The organism is Collinsella sp. AK_207A (assembly GCF_902501965.1).
Taxonomy (GTDB): Bacteria; Actinomycetota; Coriobacteriia; order Coriobacteriales; family Coriobacteriaceae; genus Collinsella.
This window is the reverse complement of the sequence record NZ_CABWID010000019.1, coordinates 111,665-133,951: the sequence shown is the minus strand read 5'-3', so window position 1 is coordinate 133,951 and position 22,287 is coordinate 111,665. Positions and strand designations below refer to the sequence as shown.

Here is a 22,287-nt window from a genome sequence, read left to right as displayed (position 1 = left end):
TCCGGACATGCCGTCCTCCGATCTCCCGGGGCCGGCCGATCCGGCCCTCAGGGTATCGGGTTCCCACATTCATCCGCACATGTGCGGATGAATGTGGGAGGTGTTCGGATAAAGTTGATAATCAAGGGCCATATGCCCATCATGGGGGTCTGTCTCCCGTTCAGTGCGCTGCATCTTCTTGGGCTACAATGAGCACGTTCGTCGTGGCTTGGTTTTTGGAGTTTGCATATGGCACATGCGGCCATCGGGGTCGATATCGTTGAGATTACGCGTATGGAGGGCATTCTTTCGAAGACCCCCTCTTTTGCTGCTCGCGTCTTTACCGACGAAGAGCGTTTGTACTGCGAGTCTAAAGCGCGTCCCGCTGCCCACTATGCATGTCGCTTTGCTGCTCGTGAGGCTGTTCTCAAAGCTTTGGGGACAGGGTTCTCGCGAGGCATCGGGCGAAAGGACGTCTCCGTTGCCCGTGATTCAAATGGTAAACCACTCGCTGTCCTGACGGGCCGTGCCTTGGAGATCGCCCAGGAACAGGGCATCGTAGAAGTCGCCCTCTCGCTTTCTTTTACAGGTGAGCTCGCCGTGGCGAATGCCATGGCCATTACCGAGGCAGTGCGCCCCAAGCCGAAAACCACGATCGCTGACGAGAAGACGCAGATTGCCCGTTCCTTTCGAGAGGTCCGCAGCGTACTTGATGATCTTGAACGCGTGCAGGAGTCTGAGGGGCTTCAGGGTGAATCGGAAGAATTGTTGTTCGAGGGAGCGGAGAGCGCAGATGCAGCCAGTTCTGAGCACTGAGGAAACAAGGCGTCTCGAAGACCTCATCGAGAAGGATGGCACTTCCAAAGCCGAGCTCATGGAGCTTGCTGGTGAGTTCGCTGCCTCCGTTGTAGAGAAGCGCAACCCCAAGCGCGTGGTGGTGCTCGTGGGATTTGGTAACAACGGCGGCGACGGATGGGTCGCGGCTGATGTTCTTCGCCAGAAGGGCATTGCTGTCGACGTTGTCTCCCCGGTCGAGCCCGACGAGATCCCCGCTGCCCTAGCCCGGCATGTGGCGCGTCGCACCGCCGCTCGTGATGTGGACGTGCATGTTGGTCCCTCTAAGGACGAGCTGGCAGAGCTTGTCGAAGGCGCCGATGTCGTGCTCGACGCCATTCTGGGCACCGGATTCCACGGCGAGCTGCGTCCGCCGTTCTCCATCTGGATCCCTACGCTCAACGATCTCGAAGCCTACGTCGTTTCCGTCGACGTGCCTTCCGGTCTTGATTCCGATACCGGCGTGGTTGCCGGTGCGTGCGTTCGCGCCGATGAGACGGCTACCATGCTTGCCACGAAGATGGGCCTCTATAGCGCGGACGGCCCCGAATATGCTGGGGATGTTGTGTGCGGTGAGCTTTACGAGAAGCTCGCAGAGGTTATCGACGAGGTTGACCACGCCGCCGAGATTGTGGTTCCCGGAGACATTTACGACTGCATCGAGCCGCTTCCCGCGAGCGTGGACAAGTACTCGCGGGGTTCCGTTCTCGTGGTTGCCGGTTCGGCCACGTATCCCGGCGCTGCGATGATGGCGGCGAAGTCCGCTGCTCGCGCCGGTGCTGGTTATGTGACCGTTGCGGCGCCTGATGCCTGCGCCAATCTCATTCGCATGGCGCTGCCGTCCGTTCCCGTGGTGGCGGTACCATCCGATTCCCGCGGTTCCTTTGGTGCGGCGGCAAAGCAGGTCATCTCGGATATCGCCGGCAAGTACGACTGCGTGCTTTGCGGACCGGGGATGACGACGGCCGCAGGTTGCCTGGGCGTGGTGACTGGACTCATCGAGCAGGATATGCCGCTCATTCTCGACGCCGATGCGCTGAACTGCCTCGCTCGCGCCTGCATCGACGGCCTGGATGATGCTCCGGAGATGTATCGGCGCGAAGCCCCGCTCATCCTCACACCGCATTATCGGGAGCTCTCGAGGCTCGTGGCGGATGAGCCCGTTCATGATCTGGGGACCGCAATCTCCGCGGCGCAGCGCATCGTGTGGGGCGCGGGTTCCGACAACATGGTCGTGGTCGCTAAGGGCCCGACCACGGCGGTCGTCGGAGTGGAGCGCACGCTCCTGCCACCTGCTGGTCCGGCTTCGCTTGCAACGGCTGGTTCGGGCGACGTTCTGGCCGGTATCCTTGCGGGAACCGTGGCAACCGCTCATGCCGAGGCCGACGATTGGGGCCTGCTCTGCGCCTATGCCGTTTCCGTTCACTCCAACACGGGCTACGCAGCCGCGGCGGCCATGGGAGACAAGAGCGTGATCGCCACCGACCTCATTGATATGATCGGAGCGGCGCTCCAGATGGTCGAGGATGAGGCCCTCGAGGACCTGGGCCTCGATGCTGGCTCTGAAGAGGAGTAATCATGCCGATGGTCAAGGAGCCGAGCACGCGCTGGGCCTGGGTGGAAATCGATCAGAACGCGCTGAGGCGCAATACGCGGGCTTTCAAAAACCTGCTTGGTCCCAGGCAGCGCCTGTGCTGTGTAGTGAAGGCCGACGCTTACGGACACGGCGCGGTGCAGTGTGCCCGGGTGATGCGTGCTTCCGGGGCCGATATGTTCGCGGTTGCCACGGTACATGAGGGCATCGAGCTGCGCGAGGGCGGCATCAACTCTCCCATCCTCATCCTTTCCGAGCCTCCCGTTTCCGCGATCGACGAGCTGCTCGACCATAGCATCATGCCGTCCGTGTACTCCTCCGAGTTCGCCATGGCCTATGGCGAGCGCGCGGTGGAGCGTGGCTTGGTGGGCAGGTACCACATGGCGATCGAGACGGGTATGAACCGCATCGGCGTGCACTATTCGCAGGTCGTCGAGTTTCGCCGCGAGATCGACTTCCATCGCGGGCTTGCCTGCGACGGCGTCTTCACGCACTTCGCCACGGCGGATGAGCCTTCCGGGTGGGACTACAAGCTGCAGTGCAAGCGATTTGAGGAGGCCGTGGCCGCCATGCAGCAGGCCGGATTTGACTGCGGCCTCGTGCATTGCGATAACACGCCGGCGAGCATCCTCGACCCTTCTACGCATTTCGATATGATTCGGGCGGGCATTGGCCTGTATGGCCTGCAGCCCTGCGAGCGCACCGCTCCGGTGTTCCCCCTCTCGCCTGTTATGAGCGTGCGCGCGCGCGTGACGCGCGTGGCCCATCCCGTCATGGGCGAGGGCGTGGGTTACGGCTACACGTATCGGGTGCCGCGTGCGCGGGTGCAGATTTGCACACTGCCTGTTGGCTATGCCGACGGCCTGGCCCGCGTGCTCTCGAATCGCATGGATGTGCTCTACCGTGGCGAGCGCCTGCAACAGGTGGGCAATATCTGCATGGACCAGTTCATGGTGGCCATCCAGCAGACTTCGGCGCATGAGGTGCCGGAAGCCGAGGTGGGCGACGTCATGACCATCGTCGGGCGCGACGGCGACGCGGAGATCACCATGGACGAGATGGCGTGCCTGCGCGGAACGATCAACTACGAGGTGGCGTGCGGCTTTGGCATGCGTCTCGAGAAAGTCTACCTGTAGGGGGCCAGAATGGGCGTCATGCAGATTCCCGGCCATACGGCTCAAAAGCCGCGAGAGGTAACGCTCGAGGAGATTCGTGCCGTCTTAGGCGATTGCCGTCGGTGCGAGCTTGCCCAGACACGGACGAAGATCGTATTCGGCGTGGGTAATCCGAAGGCTCGGGTGCTGTTCGTGGGCGAGGCGCCTGGTCGCAACGAAGACCTGCAGGGGGAGCCGTTCGTTGGCCGTGCGGGCGAGAACTTGAACGGCATCTTGGGACTGGCGGGCCTGCGTCGCGAGGACGTCTATATCGCCAACGTGCTCAAGTGCCGTCCTCCTGGAAACCGTAATCCCAAGGCCGATGAGGTGCTGGCCTGCAGCCCGTTTCTGCGCGAGCAGATCAGGAGCATCTGGCCGGATGTCATCGTGACGATGGGCAACCCCGCCACGCACTTCGTGCTCAAGACCGAGATCGGCATCACCAAACTGCGCGGTCGTTTTCACCAGATGGGGCACTTCGTGGTCATGCCCACGTTCCATCCTGCGGCGGCGCTGCGCAATCCCGCCTGGCAAGAGCTGCTGGAAGCGGATTTTCATATGTTAGGCGAGTATCTAGTGCGGCATCCCGTAGAGAGCGGCGCGCCCGTGGTTGCTCCCGCCGTGGAGCATTCCGAGGCGCTGCCCCGGGTGGAGGAGTAGCCGTGGCGTTGATGCGAATGGGGGAGGGGCGGTACCAGAGCGTCTCCCCGGAGGATACCGAGCGCTTTGGCGAGCTGGTTGCCCCGTGCCTGGAAGATGGCGACGTGCTCGTGCTCACGGGCGGCTTGGGCGCGGGCAAGACACAGTTCACCAAGGGTGTCTCGCGCGGGCTGGGCGATGCTCACCCCGTCACGAGCCCCACCTTTGCCCTGATGGCGGTACACGATGGAGGGCGGTTGCCGCTCTTCCACTTTGATCTGTACCGACTCGAGCATGCCTATCAGCTGGAAGACACGGGCATCTTTGACGTTTTGGGATACGAGGGCGCGTGCCTGCTGGAATGGGGCGAGCAGTTCCAAGACGAGCTGACGGACGAGTACCTCGGCGTGGTGCTCGAGAAGACGGGTGCTTCCGAGCGCGTGATTCGCCTTGCGCCGCAGGGGGCGCGGGCTCTTGAGCTCGCCGCGAAGATCGATGCCGCCGTGTGCGAACGGGTACAATCGACGCGTTAAATTCTCAGAACGAAGGGGCACGTGATGGCCGATTCCCGCGCCGCCGTTGTGGTGGCGATTGATACCTCGAGCGATATGCTGGCATGTGCGGTGGCACGGGTTGATTCCCGCGCTGGGGCGTCGGGGGTGGAGATTCTGGCCGTACGTGACCATGCGTGCCGGCGTCGGGCTAACGTGGAGCTGGTGGACACCGTGGCCGCAGCGCTTTCGGATGCCGGCTGCTCCGCCGTCGATGTCGACGGCTACCTGGTAGGGCGCGGACCGGGATCGTTTACCGGCGTGCGCATCGGCATCTCAACGGCAAAGGGGCTGGCGAGGGGCGCGAATGCCCCCTTGTACGGCGCCTCGACGCTCGACGCGGTGGCCTGGAGCGCTTGGCATGCTGGCGTGCGCGGCAAGCTGGGCGTGGCGGCGGATGCCATGCGCGGCGAGGTGTATCCGGCGCTCTACGAACTTGACGAAAGCGGTGCCGCGCGCCTGTTCGAGCGCGAACGCGTCGTCAAGGCCGCGGCGGCCGTAGAGGAATGGCGCGCGCTTCCCGATGTAGATGAGCTGCAGATCTGCGGTGATGGGCTGGTTCGGTACGGCAAGCTCTTTGAGGATACCGGCTTGATGGCGCGGGTATTGCCGCGCGAGCTCTGGTGGCCCTCGGGTGAGGGCTTGCTGCTGGCCTGGACGGCAGCGGGCGGCGTGGATGTGGATGTCCCGTGCGACCCGGCGCTCGTGCTCCCCGTGTACACGCGACTTTCGGACGCCGAGGAAAACGAGCGGCGTCGGCTGGGCCTAGCGGAGAGCGCCACGGTGGAGACAACGGGTGTGGCCGATGACCTTGCCGGCCGCCATCTGCAGTTCCGCCCCATGGGGGCCGCCGATGCCGAGGCGGCTGCGGCGCTCGACGCGGTGTGCTTTACCGAGGAGGCCCATGAGCCGTGGACGCCGGGCATGTTCTTGTCCGAGCTTGCCGCGGATGTCCCCGCACCGCGCTCCTGGTGGGTGGCGCACGACAACGGCGAGCTCATCGGCATGGCGGGCGGCATGGTCGTGGACCAGGACCTGCAGGTGCTGGACGTGGTGGTATCTCCCGAGCATCGACGCCGGGGCATCGCCCGCAAGCTCTTGGCGCACGTGAGCTACGACGCTCAGATACTCGGCTGTACCACGGCGTCGCTCGAGGTGGAGACGGGAAACGATCCCGCGGAGCGACTATACGCCGCCCTCGGTTTTGAGCGGACGGGGGTGCGCCGCGGGTATTACGGCCCCGGCGCCGATGCGGTGGTGATGACGGCTTCGCTGCCGTTGGTCCTGCCCGTCGACGCGGAGTCTCCGGAGCCCACCGCTGCGGTGGCGCGAACCTGGCCTCTGCCGGAGCCCGTCCGCACGGCGGAAGAGCGCGCCGAGCTCGACCGCCGGCAGCTCGTGCTCGCCATCGAGAGCTCATGCGACGAGACGGCGGTGGCCATCATCGACGCCGTAGGTACTATCTTGGCAAATCAGGTCTCCACCTCAATCGACTTCCACGCGCGTTTTGGCGGCGTGGTGCCCGAGATCGCCAGCCGCAAGCACGTGGAGGCTATCGTGGGCACGGTCGACGCCGCGCTCGAGGAGGCTGCCGGTGCGCTGGGGCTTTCCGGCGGTGCCATCGCTCCGAGTGAGCTTGCCGCCGTGGGCGTAACGCAGGGTCCCGGCCTCGTGGGCGCGCTTGTGGTGGGCGTGGCTTTTGCCAAGGGCTTTGCCTTTGCGGCGAGGCTGCCGCTCATCGCGGTCAATCACCTTGAGGGCCACCTGTACGCCAACCTGCTCGCCAACCCGGATTTGGAGCCCCCGTTCATCTTCACGCTCGTTTCCGGCGGTCATACCATGCTGGTACACGTGCGCGCGTGGGGTGATTACCAGGTGCTCGGCGAGACGCTGGACGATGCCGTGGGCGAGGCGTTCGACAAGGTGGCCAAGGCGCTGGGCCTGGGCTACCCCGGTGGCCCCATCATCTCGCGTCTGGCTGAGGATGGAGATTCCAAGGCAATCGAGTTCCCGCGCGCCATGATGCATAGCCACGACTACCGGTTCTCGCTTTCGGGTTTGAAGACCGCGGTGGTGCAGTACATCGACCAAGAGACCGCTGCGGGGCGGACGATTCACCTTCCCGACCTTGCGGCAAGTTTTGAGGCAGCTGTCTTCGACGTGCAGTTCAAGAAGGCCTGGGATGCCCTCAGGCAGACGGGTGCGACCGAGTATTGCTTGGGTGGCGGCGTTGCGGCGAATCCGCATCTGCGCGAGCTGCTTGTGCGCAAGCTGGGGCGTCGCGGGGTGCACGTGACCCTGCCGCCGCAGAATGCCTGCACGGACAACGCGGCCATGATCGCCGAGGTGGCGCGTCGCAAGTTCCGGGAGGGCGATTTCGCCCCGTTCAGCATGGACGCCGATCCGAACATGACGCTGTAGAGCGTGTGGCCCATCAGCGGGCTGCCGGGCTATTCGGGCGCATCGGCAGACGGTCAAAATAATTCGGCAGGAGGATTGACTCTAGTTCGCTAAAGTACCATACTACGAGTCGTCCAAGAAGTTGGCATGGTTGTCCATGGTTGGAGAGCGGTGCCGGGATCGAAGAGGGTTTCTCAGCATTATGCGTCGCGTTGTACTAGGCATCGCCATTATCTAGTGCGGGTTAGCAGATAAAACAGCTAGCCCGCACGATACGGGCGGCTGGTATGAAACGGAGGCCGTCGAGCGCAATCGACAGCCTCCGTTTTTTTGTTGCTGAGAGAAGTGCTCCGAGGGAAGGAATGGAAATGAACGGAGTTGTGTTGATGGTGGTGGCTGCCGTCGTGCTCGTCGGCGCGTACCTCCTCTACGGACGGTGGTTGGCCAATACATGGGGTGTCGAACGCGATGCGATCACCCCAGCGCGCCGCATGGAGAACGGCAAGGACTTCTCCCCGGCCTCCGCGTTCACGGTGTTTTCGCACCAGTTCAGCTCGATCTGCGGTGCCGGCCCGGTGACGGGCACCATCGTGGCCATGGCCTTTGGCTGGCTGCCCGTGGTGCTGTGGGTGCTCGTGGGCGGCATCTTCTTCGGGGCCGTGCATGACTTCGGCGCGCTCTATGCGAGCATGAAGAACAACGGCAAGTCGCTGGCCCAGCTCATCGAGAAGTACATCGGCAAGACCGGTCGTCGCCTGTTCCTGCTGTTCAGCTGGCTGTTCTGCATCATTGTCATCGCCGCGTTCGTCGATATGGTTGCCGGCACCTTTGCCATGAAGCCCGATGACGTGGTTTCCGCCGGCGTGGGCGTGGGCGTGAACGGCGCCGCCAAGTCCTATGCTGCGGGCGCTGCGGGCACCATCTCCATCCTGCTCACCTTCGGCGCCATGTTCTTTGGCTGGGCTTGCCGCAAGTGGAACCTCGAGGGTCCTCGCGAGCTCGCGGTGGCCGTGATCGCCATTCTGCTCACCTTTGCCGTGGGCATGAACTTCCCCATCTATCTCGACAAGTACGGTTGGTTTGCCGTGGTGGCCGTGTACCTGCTCATCGTGAGCTCGGTGCCCATCCAGGTGCTGAAGACCCCGCGCGACTACCTGACCTCCATCATGATGCTCGCCATGATCATCTGCGCCGTGCTCGGCATCGTGGTGCTCGGTGCGAACGGCCAGGCTCAGATGACGGCCCCCGCCTTCACCGGCTTTACCACTGCCTCGGGCAATATGTTCCCGCTGCTGTTCGTGTCCGTTGCCTGTGGCGCGCTTTCCGGCTTCCACAGCCTGGTGAGCTCCGGTACCTCTTCCAAGCAGGTTGAGCGCGAGGAGGATGCGGTCAAGGTGGGCTACGGCGCCATGGTGACCGAGTCCTTCGTGGGCATCCTTGCCATCATCGTCGCAGCCATCATGTATTCCGATCTGAACACCGCCGGTACCGGTGCGTTGAACGCGGGCGTTGCCGCCACGCCGTTCACGATCTTCTCCACGGGCGTCTCCCGTGGCATGGAGGCCTTTGGCGTGAACGCCACGCTGGCCAACGTGTTCATGACCATGAGCGTCTCCGCCCTTGCCCTGACGTCCGTCGACGCCGTGTGCCGTATCGGCCGCACCTCGTTCTCCGAGTTCTTCGCTCGCACCAACGACGCCCTGGCGCTCGATAAGGAGAAGTCCGGCGCCATGAAGGTGCTCGGCAACCCCTGGTTCGCAACGGTCGTGACGCTGGCGCTCGGCATGGTGCTCGCCTTTGGCGGCTATAGCAACATCTGGGCGCTCTTTGGTGCCTCCAACCAGCTGCTGGGCGGCATGACCATGATCACCCTCGCCGTGTTCTGCAAGTGCACGGGCCGCAAGGGCTGGATGCTCTACATTCCCGTGGTGTTTCTGCTGGCCTGTACCGGCACCTCGCTCGTCCAGAGCATCATGGGTTGCATTGCCGTCATCGGCCAGTTCGGGTTCTTTGGCACCATCCCCGCCACGGCGGCCTCGGCGGCCATGTCGGTGGCTGCCACGAAGGGCTTGCAGCTCATCTTCGCGGTGCTGCTGCTGGTACTCGGTGTGATCGTTGCCTACAACTGCCTGAAGGAGTTCTTCACCAAGGGGGCCGGTTCCATCCCCGACGAGGAGCCCGAGTGGACCGAGTTGGGCCGCGAGCACTGCCAAGCCGAGGCCGAGCAGGCTGCCACCGGGAGCGATGCCGCGACGGCGTAACTCAACAGGCTGATAGAATTCAGTACATGCGAGGGGCCGGGTTCCGAGGCGATCGGAGCCCGGCCCCTTCTTTGTGTCCGCAACGCCCGGCCGAAAGGTCGGAACGTGCGCGCTCGTGCGATAATGCAGGATCGAAAGGGGGTGGCCGTCTTGCTGGAGAAGCCGTTCGTATACATCGTGGAGGATGACGCCGCTATTGCTGGGGAGCTTGCGCGGGCGCTCGAGCGCGAGGGGTTCCGCACGGCTGCGGCCGAGCGCTTTGATCGCGTGGTGCCGGATATACTGGCCGCCGCTCCCGACCTAGTGCTCCTCGACCTTACGCTGCCGGGAACGGACGGGCAGTTCATCGCGCGCGATCTACGCGAGCACAGCCAGGTGCCCATTATCGTGCTGACGTCTCGCACCACCGAGATCGATGAGGTCATGGCCATGAACCTGGGGGCGGATGACTTCATTCCCAAGCCGTATCGGCTGCGCGTGCTCGTGGCGCGCATTCAAGCCCTGTTGCGCCGTGCCGACGGCGGTGCGGCGACGATCCTCTCCCACAACGGGGTGGAGCTCGATTCGGCGCGATCGGTTGCGCGGGCCAACGGGCGCGAGGTGGAACTCACCAAAAATGAGTGCCGCATCCTGGCCTTGCTCATGTCCCGCGCCGGACAGGTGGTTCCGCGGGCCGATATCATGCGCGACCTGTGGGAATCTGAGGCGTTCATCGACGACAACACCCTTACGGTGAATATCAACCGCCTGCGCGCCACGCTCGAGAAGATCGGTGTTGCGAACTATCTGGTCACCAAGCGCGGCCAGGGCTATACGGTGTAGGCGCCATGGGCTTCGGAACCTTTATCCGGTCGAACCTGCTCTCGGTGGCCCTCGCGCTCGCGTCGTTCGCGCTGATTGCGTTCGTGCTGGCCACGACAGGGGTCGGATGGCCAGTCATCGTGCTGGTGTGCGGCATCGGCGTCGGCTGTGCGCTCGCGGAGCTTGTGGCGGTCTTTCTGGCCCGGCGCGAGTTCTACCGCGATCTGGCGCGATTTACGGACGAGGGCGCGAATCCGCTCTGGTTCAACGAGCTTATGGAGCATCCCGATGCTGCCGAGGATGCGCTCGTGTTCGCCGCCCTGCGCGCCATGGCCAAGACGGCGAGCGATGAAGTCGCCGACGCGCAGCGACGCGTGGTCGATTACCGCGAGTACGTGGAGACCTGGGTGCACGAGGCCAAGAGCCCGCTTGCAGCGGCGCACCTGATGGCGGAGAACCTGCGGGCCGAGGGAGAGCTCGATGAGGGCGCGCGGGCCCGTCTGGATGCGTTGGATGAGGAACTCGATCGCACAGAGGGCTATATCGAACAGGCACTCTTCTATGCCCGCTCGGAAACGCTCGACCGCGACTACCTCATTCGGAGCTATGCCCTGAGCGACTTGGTGGCAAGCGCGGTGAAGGCCAATGCGCGCGAGCTCATCGCCGCGGGCGTGGCGCCGGTGCTACACGATTTGGACCAGCGCGTGTTTACGGATGAAAAGTGGATGGCGTTCATTTTGGGCCAGGTGGTGCAGAACAGCATCAAGTACGCACGGACCGAGGGGGCGCGTATCGAGTTCTCGGCCCGGCTGCTCGATGCGGGGTCGGCTGAAGAGCGCGTGGTGCTGCGCGTGTCCGACAACGGGTGCGGCGTGAGCGCGGCCGATCTGCCGCGCGTGTTCGACAAGGGCTTTACCGGGGAGGCGGGCCGTTCCGGAGAGGCCGGCCATGCGGGCAAGCGCTCAACGGGCATTGGGCTCTATCTGGTGAAAAAGCTCTGCGACAAGATGAACGTGAACGTGGCGGCGACATCCGTGCCGGGAAGCTCGTTTACGGTGGAGTTCAGCTTTCCCGCAAACAAGTACAGCTATTTCGAGGGATAGGGCTGCGCATCGCCAAGGGTGCCGTGTCACGAAAAGCCCCTCCCCAAGCTCGAAGACGAGCGTGGGGAGGGGCGATGCCTTGCCGTTTGAGCCGGCGCGGCGTTACTTCACGACCAAGATGTCGCAATCCGTGTTGCGCAGCAGGAATGTGGAGATGGACCCGAGCAACGCGTACTTGATGCTCGATAGGCCGCGGGCGCCGCAAAGCACCAGGTCGGGTTTTACCACGTCGAGCATCTCGTCCTTGAGCGTCTCGCGGATGCGGCCGGCGCGGACGATGACCTCAACGCTTGGGATGTCGGGATTGGCCTCGGCTTCCTCAACCTGCTTGGCAATGGAGGAGCGGAATGCCTCTTCGAGTCCGTTAACCAGGTCGACGGGATAGGATCCGGCGGATTCGAGCGCCGTGGAATCGATGACGTGGCCGATGACGAGGCTTGCGCCGTTGTTCGCGGCGACCTTGATGGCGCGCGCGAGTACAAAGTCCTGCTGCTCGGTGCCGTCGAGCGAAACGAAAATCTTGGAATAGCCCTCGTGCATGGTGACCTCCAAACATATGCCGCGCGGCTCGTGCATCCGCGCGGACGGCTTACCTTGTCACAGGTATACCCCGCCTCCCCGCGCGCCGACCGAACTTTTCCGTGTGCGGTAGGGGCGGCGCGGATTACCTGAACACCGGATGAACGGCGTTCGTTTTGTCCGTGCATTTTCAGGGCCTGTTGAGCTGCGGGGTCATAATGAACGAACTGAACGTGCGGGCGTACGGGCGCCCTGGGGGCAAGGGAGTTCTCCTTGGATATCATCGAACTGCTGAAATCGGTGCTGCTGGGCATCGTCGAGGGCATCACGGAGTGGCTGCCTATCTCGTCCACGGGCCATATGATCCTGGTGGACGAGTTCGTGAAGATGAGCGTGTACGCCGACGCGGCGCGCAACACCGCCTTCATCAATATGTACCTCGTGGTTATCCAGCTCGGTGCCATCCTGGCCGTCTGCGTGCTGTTTTTCCGCGAGCTGAATCCGTTCAGCCCCTCTAAGGGCAAGGACGGCCGGCGCGATACCTGGAAGCTCTGGGGCAAGATCGTGCTGGGATGCATCCCCGCCGCGGCGATCGGCTTGCCGCTGAATGACTGGATGGAGGAGCACTTCTACAACGCGCCCGTGGTCGCCGCCGCGCTCGTGGCATACGGCGTGGCGTTCATCGTGATCGAGCGGCGCCGCGCCGCCAAGCGTGTGGAGCTCATGGCCGCCGGCGCGCTGCCCGGATCCCGTCCCGCGGGCGCGCACTTCGCCAGCTCGGCTGCTGACGCTGACGCCACCGACGATACCGACTTCGGCAAGATTGCCTCGCTCGAGGACCTTTCGTGGAAGACGGCGCTTGGCATCGGGTGCTTCCAGGTGCTCTCGCTTGTGCCCGGCACCTCGCGCTCCGGCTCCACCATCATCGGCGGCTTGCTTTTGGGCTGCACGCGCGAGGTGGCGTCCAAGTTCACGTTCTTCCTGGCCATTCCCGTTATGTTTGGCGCGAGCCTACTCAAGGTGGTCAAGTTCTTCCTCAAGGGCGGCTCGTTCGATATGAACGGTACCGTGATCCTGCTGGCGGGCTGCGCGGTGGCCTTTGTGGTCTCGTTGCTCTCGATTCGCTGGCTCATGGGCTTTGTGAAGAAGCACGACTTCAAGGCGTTCGGCGTGTACCGCATCGTGCTTGGCATCCTCGTGCTCGCGTACTTCCTGGTGGCTGTTCCCGTGCTCGGGCTGTAGCGTTTCCGAGCACATTCCTCGGGCTTCTTGGCCTCAATCGACATTTCCGTTACGTGTTTGCACCCGCGCTCAGCTGCGCGGGTGTTTGTTTTCTGGTACCTTATCGACGTGTCTTTATTCACAAGGGAAAGGGGAGACACGAGTATGGAACAGTTCTTCAAGCTCTCGGAGCGCGGCTCCAACGTCGGAACGGAGCTACGCGCCGGCCTGACGACGTTCCTCGCGATGGCCTACATCATCGCGGTGAACCCGTTGCTGCTCTCGGAGGCGGGCATCCCCGCCGCCGCCGCGGTGACGGCCACCTGCCTGGGCGCCGGCATCATGACGATTCTCATGGGCGTCTTCTCCAACCGTCCGCTGGCTTGCGCCTCGGGCATGGGCGTGAACGCTGTGGTCGCTTACACGCTCACTGCCGTCGCTGGTGGCGACTGGCACGCTGCTAACGCCGTCATCTTCATCGAGGGCGTTGCCATTCTCATTCTCGTGCTCTGCGGTCTGCGCGAGGCCATCATGGACGCCATCCCCGTCTCGCTGCGCCACGCCATCTCCGTGGGCCTCGGACTCTTCATTGCCATGATCGGCCTGAAGGACGGCGGCATCATCGTCGCCGACGAGTCCACCATGGTCACACTCGGCGAGGTTACGAGCCCCACGTTCATCATCGCGCTCATCTCCATCATCGCGACGGTGGTGCTCTATTCCCTGCGCGTGCCCGGCGCCCTACTGATCGGCATCGTGGTCTCCGTGATCGCCGGTATTCCCCTAGGCGTGACGCAGATGCCCACCGGCATCGTCTCCGGCCTCGACTTCTCCTCCATCGGCGCGCCGTTCCTCACGGATGAGGGCGGCACGATGGGCATCGTGAAGGTGCTCACCAACCCCACGCTCATCGTCTTCGCGTTCTCGCTCATGATGTCCGACTTCTTCGACACCATGGGCACCGCCATGGCCGTTGCCAAGCAGGGTGACTTCCTGACCGAGGACGGCAACGTCAAGGATATCAAGCAGATCCTGATCGTTGACTCTGCCGCTGCTGCCGTGGGCGGTTTCTTCGGTGCCTCTTCCATCACCACTTTCGTTGAGTCCACCTCCGGTGCCGCCGACGGCGGCCGCTCCGGTCTGACCTCCGTGACGACGGGCGTGCTCTTCCTGCTCGCCGCGTTCTTCTCGCCGATCATCGCCATCGTGAACTCTGCCGCCACCTGCGGCGCGCTCGTGTTCGTGGGCTTCCTCATGATGGGCGAGGTGCACGAGATCGATTGGTCCGACCTGCTCGAGGGCTTCCCGGCGTTCATGATCGCCGCGGGTGTGCCCTTCACCTACTCCATCTCCGACGGCATCGGCTTCGGCTTCATCGCGTATGTGATCGTCGCCGCTGTGACCGGCCAGATCAAGAAGGTCAAGCCGCTCATGTGGGTGGCCGCTATCGCCTTCCTGGTGTACTTCCTGCTGGCGTAGCCTGTTCGCCGTCATTCGGTTCAACCAAAAAGCGGTCCACGGGGGTGCTTCCCGTGGACCGCTTTTGCGTTATGCGGCGGTGCGGTTCGCGGTGGGCAGGCCGGCGACCTTGTCGGCAAAGCCCTGCGCAATCGCCTCCTCGGCGCTCAGGAAGGTGTCCTGAGCCGTCCGAGGATGCGGGGGTTGAAATGGATGCTTGCCATAGATGGCTCCTATCTGGTGGGGGTGTTGGCACCCTCGCCGGGTTGAAACTGAAACGGGCCGCGCCGGTTGGTCTTCCGGCGCGGCGGCGCAATCGAAACCGGACGCGGAACAACGCCAATTGGCCCGTTGCTAAGCACATGGGTCACCAAGCAGGCGGTCGTTGCTCAGCGGACGAACCGGCAAGAGGGATTTGCTAAGCAGACGCACCAGCAAAGGGGGGATTTGCTAAGCACATTTGCCATCAAGGGGGATTTGCTAAGCACATTTGCCATCAGAGCCTCGAAAACAGGGTCTTCACGGCAAATCTGCTAAGCAACCTCCTCCTGGTGGCAAATCTGCTTAGCAACCTCCTCCTGGTGGCAGGTCTGCTTAGCAACCTCCTGCTGGTGGCAGGTCTGCTTAGCAACCTCCTCCTGGTGGCAAATCTGCTTAGCAACCTCCTCCTGGTGGCAGGCCAGCCGAGCAACCGCCCCTCCCTGGTGGAACGTCTGCTTGGCAGTGTTGGTCCTGTATGCACGCGCAACACGTGCGGCGGACCTTCGGCGACCCCGTCGATGCCGTTTAGGGAGGCAGCGCTTCCGTTCGCCGATTGTATGGAATCGCTTGGAAATGCTTTTGCTAGATAAAGTGCCTCGTTTTCCGATGCCTATAATAGCTGCGGCTTAAGGACGGCGTCGAAGGGGGATATGCCTTGACCACCGACATTACCGAGATTGATATCCCGGATAGTCTACGGGAGAACCTCGAGCTCTTCCTGCGCCTGGAGCGCCGGGTGCTCGATGAATACGATCCTGCCATCCGCTCGCTCTTCGACCAGCTGCTCGGCAGCGTCGTGGTGGCAAACGAGGGCAACCCCGGCACCGCGGCCGCCGACGAGACGACCGATGAGCAGGGCATCCCGCAGGGCGACGCGCCGAGCGTTGCCGCGTTTCGCGATGCCGTGGCGCTCATCGACTCGCTCGATATCGAGCATGCCCAGGTGCTCGTCCGCGCGTTCACGACGTTCTTCCACCTGGCCAATCTGACTGAGGAGAACTACCGGGTGAGCGTGCTGCACCAGCGCGAGGGGGACGTTTCCGTGGGGTCCCCCACCGACCCCGCGAATGAGCTGACCGTGGCCTATCACCAGCTCATCGACGAGGTGGGTCGCGAGCGCGCCACCGAGCTGCTCAACCGTCTGGAGTTCCATCCCGTCTTCACCGCGCACCCCACCGAGGCGCGCCGCAAAGCCGTTGAGGGCAAGATCCGTCGCATCGGCCGGCTCCTAGCCGAGCGTCCGCTGCTGGGCGGTTCGGATCTGATGGAGAACGAGCGCCATATGCTCCAGGAGATCGATGCCCTGGTGCGTACGAGCCCCATCGCGCTCAAGAAGCCCACGCCGGTTGAAGAAGCCGACACCATCATCGACATCTTCGATACTACGTTGTTCGACACCATCCCCATGGTGTACCGCCGCTTTGACGATTGGATTCTGGGCGATAGGGCCGGTACCGTGCCGCCCGTGTGCCCGGCGTTCTTCCACCCCGGCAGCTGGATCGGCACCGACCGCGACGGCAACCCCAACGTGACCGCCAAGGTGAGCCGCGAGGTGGCGCGCAAGTACGCCACACACATGATCGGCAAGCTCGAGGAGAAGTGCCGCCGCGTGGGCCGCAACCTCACGCTCGAGGCTACCTACACCAAGCCTTCCGAGGAGCTCGTCAACCTGTGGGACCATCAGGTTGAGATGAGCGAGAAGCTCACCTCGCGCGCCGAGCTCATCTCCGCTTCCGAGCTGCACCGCGCTGTCATGCTCGTGATGGCTGACCGCCTGGATGCCACCATCCGGCGCAACGCCGACACCATGTACCGCAACGCCGATGAGTTCCTGGCCGATCTTCGCGTGGTGCAGCGCAGCTTGGCCGAGGCCGGTGCCGTGCGCGCCGCCTACGGTCCGGTGCAGACCATCATCTGGCAGGTCGAGACCTTCGGCTTTCACATGGTCGAGACCGAGTTCCGTCAGCATTCCGTGGTGCACAGCCGCGCCCTGGCCGATATCCACGAGCACGGTCGCAATGGCGAGCTGCAACCCATGACGCGCGAGGTGCTCGACACCTTCCGCGCGCTCGGCATGATCCAAAAGCGCTACGGCATCAAGGCCGCGCGCCGCTACATCATCTCGTTCACCAAGAGCGCGCAGAACGTGGCCGACGTGTACGAGCTGGCGAACCTTGCCTTCGCGCACCCCGAGGACGTGCCCGAGATCGACGTCATCCCGCTCTTCGAGCAGCTTGAGGACCTCGAGGGCTGCGTGAACGTGCTGGACGGCATGCTGAGCGTGCCGGCGGTGCAGGCGCGTCTGGCGAAGACCAACCGCAAGATGGAGGTCATGCTCGGCTACTCCGACTCCTCCAAGGACGCCGGCCCCACGACCGCCACGCTTGCACTGCACGCTGCCGAGGTGCGCATCGCCGCGTGGGCGGAGCGCAACGACATCGACCTCGTGCTGATGCATGGTCGCGGCGGCGCCGTGGGCCGCGGCGGCGGCCCGGCCAACAAAGCCGTGCTGGCGCAGCCCAAGGGTTCGGTCAACAGCTGCTTCAAGCTGACGGAGCAGGGGGAGGTCATCTTCGCACGCTACGGCAACCCGGTGCTCGCCCAGCGTCATGTGGAGAGCGTCGCCGCGGCCACGCTGCTCACCTCCGCGCCGTCCGTTGAGCGGATCAACACCGAGATGACCGAGAAGTACGCGGACATGGCGGATGTCCTCTCCCAGGCAAGCCACGAGGCCTTCCTCGACCTGCTGCATACCGAGGACTTCACGCCGTGGTTCTCGACCGTCACCCCGCTGACCGAGGTGGGCCTGCTGCCCATCGGCAGCCGTCCGGCCAAGCGTGGCCTGGGCGCCAAGAGCCTGGACGACCTGCGCACTATTCCTTGGGTGTTCTCCTGGAGCCAGGCGCGCATCAACCTGGCCGCATGGTACGGTCTCGGGAGCGCGTGCGAGAAGCTCGAGAACCTGGAACTGCTGCAGCGTGCCTACAAGGAGTGGCCGCTCTTCACCACGTTCATCGACAACATCGAGATGTCGCTTGCCAAGACCGACCAGCGCATCGCCAAGATGTACCTGGCCCTGGCCGACCGCTCCGACCTTGCCACCAAGGTCTACAACGAGATGTGGCTGACCCGCAGCTGGGTGCTGCGGATCGTGGGCGACGAATGGCCGCTGCAGCACCGTCGCGTGCTCGGCCGCGCCGTGCGCGTGCGCAACCCGTACGTGGACGCGCTTTCGCTCGCCCAGGTGCGCGCGCTGCGCGAGGTGCGCGCCAACCAGGAGGAACTCTCCGAGGAGGCCAAGGCCGAGTACCTCTCGCTCATCCTGGAGACCGTGACCGGCGTCTCCGCAGGACTCCAGAACACGGGGTAATCGCGTTTCACACGGTATGAGGAACAGGCGCTTTCGATCATCAACGGGAGCGCCTGTTTTTTTGGATGCGCCCGCTTTGGACGCTCCCTGCGTCCGGTCTGCACCCGTTAATTCGACATATCGCGCTCGTTGCTCCATCGGTGCGACGGGCGCGCCGCCTATAATGGGGAGCATTCTGGCGATTTGGAAGGAGCGCCTATGGCACTCAGCGAGAACGACGTGCGCGGCATTGCTGACTACGCGCGCATCGCGTTGGAGGGGGATGAGCTCGCGCAGATGACGGCCTATATGAACGATGCCGTCGACATTCTCGCGCCCATCCTGAAGTATGCGGACGAGGACGTTGCTCCTACGTTCCATCCCATCGGAGACCTGGTGAACGTCATGCGCGACGACGCCGTTGACGCCGAGCGCGCGCTGCCGCTCAATGCCGCGCTCGACAACGCCGGCTCCAGCCGGGGTCGCATGTTCCGCGTGCCCTCTATTTTGGGAGACGGGGGCGATAACTAATGGCCGAGACCCTGAACCTGGATACCCTTTCCGCCGCGCAGATCGCCTCAGGCATTGCCGCGGGGGAGTTCTCCGCTGCCGAGGTGGCCGACGCCGCCCTCGCTGCCGTTGAGGCGCGCGAGCCGGAGGTGCAGGCTTACCTGCAGGTGACGCCCGAGCTAACCCGTGCGGCCGCCGCTCGCGTCGATGCCGCCCGCGCTGCCGGCGAGCCCCTGCCCCCGCTCGCGGGTGTACCGCTGGCGATCAAGGACAACATGAATCTGATTGGCACGCGCACCACCTGCGCGAGCCGCATGCTCGAGAACTACGAGTCGCCCTATACGGCCACCTGTGTGGCGCGCATGCTCGAGGCGGGTTGCCTGCCCGTTGGCAAGGCCAACATGGACGAGTTCGCCTTCGGCTCCTCCACCGAGTCCAGCGCGTTTCACCGCACGAACAATCCGTGGGACACCGAGCGCGTGCCCGGCGGCTCCTCGGGCGGCAGCGCCGCGGCGGTGGCAGCCGGCGAGGCCACGCTCGCGCTTGGCTCCGATACCGGCGGTTCCATTCGCCAGCCCGCTTCGCTCTGCGGCGTGGTGGGTATGAAGCCCACCTATGGGGCCGTTTCCCGTTACGGCGTGGTGGCCTTCGGCAGCTCGCTCGACCAGGTGGGGCCCTTCGGGCGCAGCGTGTCCGACGTGTCACTTGCCATGAACGCGCTCGTGGGCGCCGGCAAGGACCCGTACGACTGCACGAGCCAGGACTGTCCGGTGGACTTTCTCGAGCACCTGAACGACGACATCGCCGGTCGCAGAGTCGGCATCATCCCCGCGTTCATGGAGGCCGAGGGGCTTATGCCCGAGGTTAAGCGCGCTGTGGAGCTTGCTGCCGAGAAGTTGGTGGATCAGGGTGCCGAGCTGGTGGAAGTTGAGCTGCCGCATCTGGATGCTGCCATCGCCGCCTACTACGTCATCGGTCCGGCCGAGGCGTTCTCCAACCTCGCGCGCTTCGACGGCGTGCGCTACGGCTACCAGGAGCCGATGTGTGCCACGCTGGCCGAGCAGAGCTCGCTCTCGCGCGCGCACGGTTTTGGCCAGGAGGCCAAGCGCCGCCAGATGCTCGGCGCGTACCTGCTGTCCTCAGGCGTGTACGACAAGTACTACTACGCCGCCGCCAAGGCGCGCACGCTCATCACGCGCGACTACGCCGCCGCCTACCAGAAGGTGGACACCATCCTCATGCCGGCGAGCCCGCGCGCCGCGTTTAAGTTCGGCGAAATCTCGGACCCGACGCAGATGTACCTTTCCGATATGTACACCATCTCGCTGAACATCGCGGGCAACGGTGGCATCTCGGTGCCGGTTGGCCTGGGCGAGGATTCTCAGCTGCCGGTTGCCGTGCAGCTGCAGGGTCCGGCTTTCAGGGACCGTGACCTGCTCATGTTCGCACGCGCGGTGGAGCGTGGATTTGCCGGCGCCGACGGGGCCCCTGCGCTTTCCGTTGCGCCCGGTTTTGCCGGGAAGGGGGGTGAGCGCGCATGAAGGAGCTCGCCGAGGTCCTGAAGGACTGGGAGGCCGTGATCGGTCTCGAGATCCATACCGAGCTCACCACGCTCGACACCAAGATGTTTTGTGGCTGCAAGCTCAGCCATGAGGACGAGCCGAACGCCAACGTGTGCCCGGTGTGCCTGGGCCTGCCCGGCGCGCTGCCGGTGCCCAACCGCCAGGCTATCCGCTCCATCGTGAAAGCGGGCCTGGCTACGAACTGCCAGATCATGAAGCACAGCATGTTCTACCGGAAGCACTACTTCTATCCGGATATGGCCAAGAACTTCCAGACCACGCAGGGCCCCATCGCCTTCTGCATGCACGGGCATCTGGATCTGGAGGTCACGGGGCGCGGTGCCGCCGAGCGTCCGGCGTGCGCGTTCGGCGAGGCCGAGGCGCAGAGCCTGGCTTCCGCGAGTGCCAACGCCGTGGGCCTCTCCACCAGCATGTCCGCTCAGATGCCCGAGGGTGGCACGGCGGGTGCGCCCGCTCATATGGCGGGCTACGATACCTCGCACCTCCAGCTGGCCGAGCGTCACGACGACGGCTCCTACACGGTGCCCATCCGCATCTTGCGCATCCACATGGAGGAGGATGCCGCCAAGATGACGCATCTGGGCGGCGAGGAGGGCCGCATCACCGCGGCCGCGGAGTCGCTCATCGACTACAACCGTTGCGGTACCCCGCTGATCGAGCTCGTGACCGAGCCGGATCTGCGCACGCCCGAGGAGGCGCGCCTCTTCATGGAGAAGCTGCGCCGCATCTTCCTCACGCTCGGCATCTCCGACTGCTCGATGGAGCACGGTTCCATGCGCTGCGACGGTAACGTGTCGCTGCGCCGCCGAGGCGAGACCAAGCTCGGCACCAAGACCGAGCTCAAGAACCTCAACTCCTTCAAGAGCCTGCACGACGGCCTCGCCTACGAGATCTGCCGTCAGGCCGAGGTGCTTGAGGAGGGCGGCATCATCTACCAGGAGACGCGCCACTGGGAGCCTTCCCGCAAGCGCACCGTGGTGATGCGCGTGAAGGAGACGGCGGACGACTACCGTCTGTTCCCCGATCCCGACCTGGCTCCGTACGACCTCTCCGATGAATTCGTGGACGAGTGCCGCTCCGAGCTGCCCGAGCTGCCCGATGCCAAGCGGGCGCGGTTCGAGGCGAGCTTTGGCATCAAGCGCGCTGATGCCGAGCAGATCGCGGGCGACCCGGAGACGGCGGCGTTCTTCGAGGCTGCGGCGGCCGGGCTCTCCGGTAAGGAAGCCCAGACCGTGGCGAATCTGATCGTCAACGAGCTCGTGGCCTATCTCAAGGCGGCGGGGTCGAGTTTGGCGGACTCCGGTCTGACGCCTGCCCAGGTGGCGGCCCTTGCCAAGCTGCTTGCGAGCGATGCCATCAGCTCCAACCAGGCGCATGAGGTGTTCGGCCTCATGGCAGAGAGCGGGGATGATCCCAACAAGATCGTGGACGCGCGCGGCATGCGCCAGGTGAGCGACACCGGAGCGCTGCAGCCGATCGTTGACGAGGTGCTCGCCAATTGCTCCGACCAGGCACAGCAGTACCGAGATGGCAACCAGAAGGTCATCGGCTATCTGGTTGGCCAGTGCATGAAGGCGAGTCGCGGCAAGGGCAACCCCAAACTCTTCAACGAGCTCCTGCGTGCGGCGCTCTCCTAACCGGAACGTGGTCCATTGGGCCACTCCCAATGGACCACTTTTTTGTGCCGCACGCGCTACGCGCTGCAGAGTTTCTTGATGCATTGCCAGGTCGCAGGTTCCATCAGATCGGTGCGTACGAGGAGCTCGCCGGCTCCGCCCTTGAGGCGAATGACAGCGAGACGGGGGGATGCGGCACCATTCGATGATGTCGTGGACATCGTCGTAGCGGACCGCGAAGACGGTCCCGCGGCCCTTCTCGATGAGGTCTTCGAAGAAGACAGCGCGAAAGGGCCGTCCCAGAGCACAGGGTGCAGCCCGTCCCATAGGTCGTGCGGACGCCAGGCAAGGCGCAGATGGCGCTGGAAAGTGGCGTAGTCGAATCCGAACTCCTGGGTGTAGAAAGGCTTTTTTGAGGATATCGGGCGCGTAGCTGATTCCTCCAGCAAGGTGG

At 64.1% G+C, this 22,287-nt stretch carries 16 protein-coding genes; 15 read left to right on the top strand and 1 reads right to left on the bottom strand.

Annotation, left to right across the window (positions count from 1 at the left end):
* Positions 1-228 precede the first annotated feature (228 nt).
* The 9 genes from acpS (at position 229) to GDJ97_RS07565 (ending at position 11,316) form a co-directional block, all read left to right on the top strand.
* A complete protein-coding gene (acpS, locus tag GDJ97_RS07605; protein WP_152070694.1) occupies positions 229-795 on the top strand; it encodes a holo-ACP synthase in 567 nt (188 codons plus the stop codon).
* Entirely contained in the window at positions 773-2,389 is a 1,617-nt protein-coding gene (locus GDJ97_RS07600; protein WP_152070693.1) for an NAD(P)H-hydrate dehydratase, read from the top strand. Before acpS ends, GDJ97_RS07600 begins: the two co-directional genes overlap by 23 nt.
* Before the next feature lie 2 nt (positions 2,390-2,391).
* Positions 2,392-3,543 carry an alanine racemase gene (alr, locus tag GDJ97_RS07595; RefSeq protein WP_152070692.1) on the top strand — a complete coding sequence of 384 codons (1,152 nt, stop codon included), beginning with the start codon at positions 2,392-2,394 and terminating at the stop codon, positions 3,541-3,543.
* 9 nt (positions 3,544-3,552) lie between these two features.
* Positions 3,553-4,221 (top strand): uracil-DNA glycosylase, encoded by a 669-nt coding sequence (locus GDJ97_RS07590; protein WP_152070691.1) that lies wholly within the window; start codon positions 3,553-3,555, stop codon positions 4,219-4,221.
* A gap of 2 nt (positions 4,222-4,223) precedes the next feature.
* Positions 4,224-4,733 carry a tRNA (adenosine(37)-N6)-threonylcarbamoyltransferase complex ATPase subunit type 1 TsaE gene (tsaE, locus tag GDJ97_RS07585; protein ID WP_373422674.1) on the top strand — a complete coding sequence of 170 codons (510 nt, stop codon included), beginning with the start codon at positions 4,224-4,226 and terminating at the stop codon, positions 4,731-4,733.
* 24 nt (positions 4,734-4,757) lie between these two features.
* A complete protein-coding gene (gene tsaD / locus GDJ97_RS07580; protein WP_152070690.1) occupies positions 4,758-7,172 on the top strand; it encodes a tRNA (adenosine(37)-N6)-threonylcarbamoyltransferase complex transferase subunit TsaD in 2,415 nt (804 codons plus the stop codon).
* Positions 7,173-7,519: 347 nt separating this feature from the next.
* On the top strand, positions 7,520-9,412 hold the full coding sequence (locus GDJ97_RS07575; protein ID WP_152070689.1) for a carbon starvation protein A: 1,893 nt from the start codon (positions 7,520-7,522) through the stop codon (positions 9,410-9,412).
* A 141-nt stretch (positions 9,413-9,553) separates the two neighbouring features.
* Complete coding sequence (locus tag GDJ97_RS07570) at positions 9,554-10,234, top strand: response regulator transcription factor (RefSeq protein WP_226808917.1); 681 nt, start codon at positions 9,554-9,556, stop codon at positions 10,232-10,234.
* Positions 10,235-10,239: 5 nt separating this feature from the next.
* Positions 10,240-11,316: a HAMP domain-containing sensor histidine kinase gene (locus GDJ97_RS07565; RefSeq protein ID WP_152070687.1), complete on the top strand. Its 1,077-nt coding sequence runs from the start codon at positions 10,240-10,242 to the stop codon at positions 11,314-11,316.
* Between the two features lie 102 nt (positions 11,317-11,418).
* On the opposite strand, the gene GDJ97_RS07560 is transcribed toward GDJ97_RS07565, so the two are convergent.
* Positions 11,419-11,856, bottom strand: a complete 438-nt coding sequence (locus tag GDJ97_RS07560) for a universal stress protein (protein WP_152070686.1) — start codon at positions 11,854-11,856, stop codon at positions 11,419-11,421.
* 252 nt (positions 11,857-12,108) lie between these two features.
* Here GDJ97_RS07560 and GDJ97_RS07555 point away from each other — a divergent pair, with 252 nt between their 5' ends.
* The 6 genes from GDJ97_RS07555 to gatB all read left to right on the top strand — a co-directional run bounded on the left by GDJ97_RS07555 (position 12,109) and on the right by gatB (position 21,854).
* Positions 12,109-13,077, top strand: coding sequence for an undecaprenyl-diphosphate phosphatase (locus tag GDJ97_RS07555; protein WP_152070685.1), 969 nt, complete (start codon positions 12,109-12,111; stop codon positions 13,075-13,077).
* Between the two features lie 144 nt (positions 13,078-13,221).
* The gene (locus GDJ97_RS07550) at positions 13,222-14,535 is read left to right on the top strand and encodes an NCS2 family permease (protein ID WP_152070684.1); all 1,314 of its coding nucleotides are present in this window, start codon (positions 13,222-13,224) and stop codon (positions 14,533-14,535) included.
* A gap of 895 nt (positions 14,536-15,430) precedes the next feature.
* Positions 15,431-18,145 (top strand): phosphoenolpyruvate carboxylase, encoded by a 2,715-nt coding sequence (locus GDJ97_RS07545; RefSeq protein WP_226808915.1) that lies wholly within the window; start codon positions 15,431-15,433, stop codon positions 18,143-18,145.
* A 198-nt stretch (positions 18,146-18,343) separates the two neighbouring features.
* Positions 18,344-18,655 (top strand): aspartyl/glutamyl-tRNA amidotransferase subunit C, encoded by a 312-nt coding sequence (locus tag GDJ97_RS07540; protein WP_152070682.1) that lies wholly within the window; start codon positions 18,344-18,346, stop codon positions 18,653-18,655.
* Positions 18,655-20,175, top strand: a complete 1,521-nt coding sequence (gene gatA, locus GDJ97_RS07535; protein ID WP_152070681.1) for an Asp-tRNA(Asn)/Glu-tRNA(Gln) amidotransferase subunit GatA — start codon at positions 18,655-18,657, stop codon at positions 20,173-20,175. The genes GDJ97_RS07540 and gatA overlap by 1 nt, the downstream gene beginning before the upstream one ends.
* Positions 20,172-21,854 carry an Asp-tRNA(Asn)/Glu-tRNA(Gln) amidotransferase subunit GatB gene (gene gatB / locus GDJ97_RS07530; RefSeq protein WP_152070680.1) on the top strand — a complete coding sequence of 561 codons (1,683 nt, stop codon included), beginning with the start codon at positions 20,172-20,174 and terminating at the stop codon, positions 21,852-21,854. The genes gatA and gatB overlap by 4 nt, the downstream gene beginning before the upstream one ends.
* Positions 21,855-22,287: the final 433 nt, after the last annotated feature.